The 4,642-nt window shown below is 72.3% G+C and carries 4 protein-coding genes, 1 tRNA gene and 1 pseudogene; 3 read left to right on the top strand and 3 right to left on the bottom strand.

Features of this window, described 5'->3' with window-relative positions; all coding sequences use genetic code 11:
* Nucleotides 1-72: 72 nt before the first annotated feature.
* The 3 genes from ABT360_RS35065 to ABT360_RS35055 form a co-directional block, all read right to left on the bottom strand.
* Nucleotides 73-882 carry a chaplin gene (locus tag ABT360_RS35065; RefSeq protein ID WP_351825773.1) on the bottom strand — a complete coding sequence of 270 codons (810 nt, stop codon included), beginning with the start codon at nt 880-882 and terminating at the stop codon, nt 73-75.
* 140 nt (nt 883-1,022) lie between these two features.
* The gene (locus ABT360_RS35060; RefSeq protein ID WP_351825771.1) at nt 1,023-1,256 is read right to left on the bottom strand and encodes a chaplin; all 234 of its coding nucleotides are present in this window, start codon (nt 1,254-1,256) and stop codon (nt 1,023-1,025) included.
* 209 nt (nt 1,257-1,465) lie between these two features.
* Entirely contained in the window at nt 1,466-2,797 is a 1,332-nt protein-coding gene (locus ABT360_RS35055; protein WP_351825769.1) for a M20/M25/M40 family metallo-hydrolase, read from the bottom strand.
* Between the two features lie 142 nt (nt 2,798-2,939).
* On the opposite strand from ABT360_RS35055, the gene ABT360_RS35050 reads away from it, so the two are divergent.
* From ABT360_RS35050 to ABT360_RS35040, 3 genes and pseudogenes are all read left to right on the top strand, one after another.
* Nucleotides 2,940-3,024 (top strand) — tRNA-Leu (locus ABT360_RS35050).
* 77 nt (nt 3,025-3,101) lie between these two features.
* Nucleotides 3,102-4,340, top strand: coding sequence for an ROK family protein (locus tag ABT360_RS35045; RefSeq protein ID WP_351825767.1), 1,239 nt, complete (start codon nt 3,102-3,104; stop codon nt 4,338-4,340).
* A gap of 37 nt (nt 4,341-4,377) precedes the next feature.
* Nucleotides 4,378-4,642, top strand: a pseudogene (locus tag ABT360_RS35040) (pentapeptide repeat-containing protein); the annotation flags it as partial.

Below are 4,642 nucleotides of genomic sequence, written 5' to 3'. Positions count from 1 at the left end.
GAAGGTGACGAGCAGAACGGAGCGGGCCTCGCGATCGCGAGGCCCGCTCCGTCGTCTCCGCCAGGACGGGGACTACGAGGACTGCCGGGTACGACGGTAGAGGACCGTGCCCCCGAGCAGCAGGCCCGCGCCCGCGGGGATCAGCATGCCGAGCGGAGCGGCACCGGTCATCGCCAGCTCGTCCTCCGCCTTCGGCGGGGTGACGGTCTGCGCGCCGGGCTCGTTCGGCTCGATCTCCGAACCGGGCTCGTCCGGGGTGCCCGGCTTGCCCGGCGTCCCCGGCTTGCCGGGCTCGTCCGGCTCATCGGGGGTGCCGGGCTCGTCCGGCTTCCCCGGGTTGCCCGGCTCATCGGGCTCGTCGGGGTTGCCGGGCTCGTCCGGGTTCCCGGGGTTGCCGGGCTCGTCCGGGTTCCCGGGGTTGCCCGGCTCGTCCGGGTTCCCGGGGTTGCCCGGGTGACCGGGCTTGTGCGGGTGACCGTTGGCGCAGCCGTTGCCGAACGACGGGTTGAGCGCCCCGACGACGTCGACACTGTTGCCGCAGGCGTTGACCGGAACGTTCACCGGTGCCTGGACGTTGTTGCCGGACGCGACGCCCGGGGAATTCGCCGCCGCCCCGTTCGCCTTGGCGCCGTTGGACTTGTTGACGCACTTGTTCCCGAACGACGGGTTGAGTGCCCCGACGACGTTCACGGTGTTGCCGCACGCGTTCACCGGCACACTCACGGGTGCCTGGACGTTGTTCCCGGACGCGACGCCCGGGGAATTCGTTGCGGCCCCGTGGGCGTCGGCGCCCGTGTGCGCCTGGGCGAATCCGCCGCCGAGGGCGAGTACGCCGCCCGCGGCCGCCACGATGGTCAGGCCCTTTCGCGTGACCTGTCGCATAGCTGGTTCCCTGCCTTCTAGGCTTCCGGAATCCCTTCGGGCACAGCGCCCGGAGGTAAGAATGTCCAGCGGCCCCGGGGGCGCATGGCGCGCGCTCCGGGGCCGGCCGGGCTCAGACCACTAGGGGTCGAGGCTCAACGTCAGTCGTTGACGCAGACGTTCCCGAAGGCCGGGTTCAGCAGACCGATGACGTTCACGGTGTTGCCGCAGACGTTGATCGGGATGTGGATGGGAACCTGGATCACATTGCCTGAAATGACACCGGGGGAGCCCACGGCGGCACCGTTCGCCTCCGCATCGGCGACGGCCATGCCCGCGCCGGCCAGGACCAGCCCACCGGTGGCGGCCGCAACAGCGGCGACCTTCTTGATCATTATTCCTCCTTGTTGGCAATGCGGCCCCAGCCGCGGACCGCATCACCTGTAACGACAGGGAGGTAAGGGAGCTACGACCCGATGACGCCGTTCACCCTTTTCGGTCAGATGTGCACACGCGGGCGATTATTGGAGTGTCGTTTCACCCGACTATTCCAGGTAATCGGGCCGGTCATCGGGCGAGCGTCGGCCGGTGTCGGCCGGCTGCGTCAGCTGGCGTCGATGAAACGGTCCAGCACCCGTACGCCGAATTTCAGGCCCTCCACCGGTACGCGCTCGTCCACGCCGTGGAACATGCCGGCGAAGTCCAGCTCCGGCGGGAGCTTCAGCGGCGCGAAGCCGAAGCAGCGGATGCCGAGGTCGTCGAAGGACTTGGCGTCCGTGCCTCCGGAGAGCATGTACGGCACCGCCCGCGCGATCGGGTCCTCCGCCTTGAGCGCGGACTGCATGGCGTCCACCAGGTTCCCGTCGAAGCTGGTCTCCAGCGCCTTGTCGGCGTGCACGTCCTCGCGCCGGACGCGCGGCCCCAGCAGCCGGTCGAGGTCGGCCAGGAACTCCTCCTCGTACCCGGGCAGGAAACGCCCGTCCACATGGGCGGTCGCCTGCCCCGGGATGACGTTGACCTTGTACCCGGCTCCGAGCATGGTCGGGGCTGCCGAATTGCGGAGGGTGGCACCGATCATCTTGGCGATTCCGCCGAGCTTGGCCAGCGTGGCGTCCATGTCCTCCGGGTCCAGCGGGGTGCCGAGCGCGTCGGACAGCTCGTCGAGGAAGGACCGCACGGTCTTGGTGACCCTGACTGGCCAGGTGTGCCGGCCGAGCCGGCCCACCGCCTCGCACAGCTCGGTGATGGAGTTGTCGGTGTTGGTCATCGAGCCGTGCCCGGCCGTACCGTCGACCGTCAGCCGCATCCAGTGCATGCCCTTCTGGGCCGTCTCGACCAGGTAGAGGCGGAGGTGCTCGTTGACCGTGAAGGAGAAGCCGCCCACCTCCCCGATGGCCTCCGTGACGCCCTCGAAGAGGTCGGGGTGCTTGTCCACGAGGTGGCGTGCGCCGTACGTGCCGCCCGCCTCCTCGTCCGCGAGGAAGGCCAGCACGATGTCGCGCGGGGGCTTGCGGCCGCTGCGCAGCCGGTCCCGTACGACCGCGAGGGTCATCGCGTCCATGTCCTTCATGTCGACCGCGCCGCGGCCCCAGACACAACCGTCCGCGATCTCGCCGGAGAACGGGTGGTGCGTCCAGTCGTCGGCATTGGCCGGGACGACGTCGGTGTGGCCGTGGATCAGCAGGGCGGGCCGCGAGGGGTCCTCACCCGCGATCCGCGCCACCGTGGAGGCGCGGCCCTTGTGGGACTCGATGATCTTCGGTTCGAGGCCCACCTCGGCGAGCTTCTCGGCGACGTACTCGGCGGCCGCCCGCTCCCCCGGGCCCGAGTGGTCGCCGTAGTTGCTGGTGTCGATCCGGATCAGGTCGCGGCAGAGGTCGGTGACCTCGTCCTCGCCCCTGACGGTGGCGGTTCGCGCCGTGCTCGACTCGCTCACGCTGGTTCCTCCCGCGTCGCTGCTGCTGGGTCCTCTCATCCTGCCCCCTCCCCCGGCGCACGTGGGGGCGTGATCGGGCACTCCCAATGTTTGCTATGGTTTTCCACGTCGGAACGGCCACGGGCCGCGAGACAGACACCTTGTCCGGGTGGCGGAATGGCAGACGCGCTAGCTTGAGGTGCTAGTGCCCTTTATCGGGCGTGGGGGTTCAAGTCCCCCCTCGGACACAGAGAGAAGCGCGGGTTCGGTCGGCAGACCGGGCCCGCGCTTCCGCGTATCCGCTTCGCATAGGCTCGGCCGCACCATGAAGAACACTCTCGATCCGCTGGAGCCCAAGGCCGACAAGGACACCGTGCGACGGCACAACCTGAGCCTGGTGCTGCGGGCCGTGCACGACGAGGGCGAGGCGACCCGGGCGGCGGTCGCGGCGCGGGTGGGGCTGACGAGGGCGGCGGTGTCGTCCCTGGTCGAGCAGTTGCTGGCGGGCGGGTTCCTCACCGAGCAGGGCAAGACGTTCAGCGGGCATGCGGGGCGGCCGGGGACCGCGCTGCGGGTGGCGCGTACCGGACCGGCCGGGCTCGGCGTCGAGGTCAACATCGATTACGTCTCCGTATGCGTCGTCGATCTGGCCGGAACCGACCGGGTGCGGCTCACCGAGCACGTGGACAACCGGGGCGTGGCGCCCGGCGAGGTGCTGGAGCGGGCGGCGCGGATCGCGGCGCGGACGCTCCGGTCGGCCGCCGAGCAGGAGCTCCGCCCGGCGGGCGCGCGGCTCGCACTGCCCGGACTGGTGTCCGGCGGCACGGTCCGCCAGGCGCCGAACCTCGGGTGGAGCCGGGTGGCGGCGGAGGAGCTGTTCGGGCAGGCGCTGAGCGGGTTGCTGCCCGGGGGGCGGGTGCTGCCGGTCGGTTCGGACAACGAGGCCGACGCGGCCGCGCTGGCCGAGCTGTGGTTCGGCGGGCCCGAGCGGGTGCGCAGTTTCCTGTACCTGACGGGCGAGATCGGGGTGGGCGGCGCGATCGTCGTCGACGGTGAGCTGTTGCGCGGGGCGCACGGATTCGCCGGGGAGATCGGGCACGTGGTGGCGGACGCGGAGGGGCCGGAGTGCCGGTGCGGTTCACGGGGATGCCTGGAGCAGTACGCCGGTCAGGCCGCGCTGCTGCGGGACGCGGGCCTCGACGAGTCGGCGGGGATGCCGGGGGTGGCGGAGCTGGAACGGCGCGCCCGTGCGGGTGACGCCCGGACGCTGGCGGCCCTGGAGCGGGCCGGGCGGATGCTGGGGCTGGTGGTGTCCGGGGCGGTGAATCTGCTGGACCCGGAGGCGGTGGTGCTGGGCGGGATCTACCGGCAGCTGATGCCGTGGCTGGGCCCTGCGGCGGACCGGGAACTGACCCTCCGGGTCGTGTCGGGGCTGTGGCCGGCGGGGAGCGGGCGGCTGCGCGGCTCGTCCTCGTCCGGCGACGCGGCGCGGGGCGCGGCGGCGCGGGTGGTCCGCGACGTGGTCGCCGACCCGGCGGGGTACGCGGTGCGCGCGCCTCGGTGACCTTTCCGGGGGCTCGGCCCCCGGGCCCCCCGCGGCGCGCCTTCGCGGGGCGCGCCTTCGCGGGGCGCGCCTTCGCGGGGCGCGCCTTCGCGGGGCAGGCCTGGGGTCGGTTGCGGCCGGTGGGCCAGGGTCGGGGCCCCTCCGGGCTCACCTCCTCGCCGTCGGCGGGGTGCCCGAGCACTCTCGTCGCCGTTTCCGGCCGCCGATCGTCCCCCTACGCCCTGGAGGCGTGGGGGGACCCCCAGCGGGGGCGACCCTGCACGGCCCCTCCTCGCCGTACACGGCACAGCGGCCCCACGCCC

Source organism: Streptomyces sp. NPDC000229, assembly GCF_040300825.1.
Lineage (GTDB): Bacteria > Actinomycetota > Actinomycetes > Streptomycetales > Streptomycetaceae > Streptomyces.
Note: the sequence above shows the minus strand (reverse complement) of the source record. Positions and strands in the feature narration are given on the sequence as shown.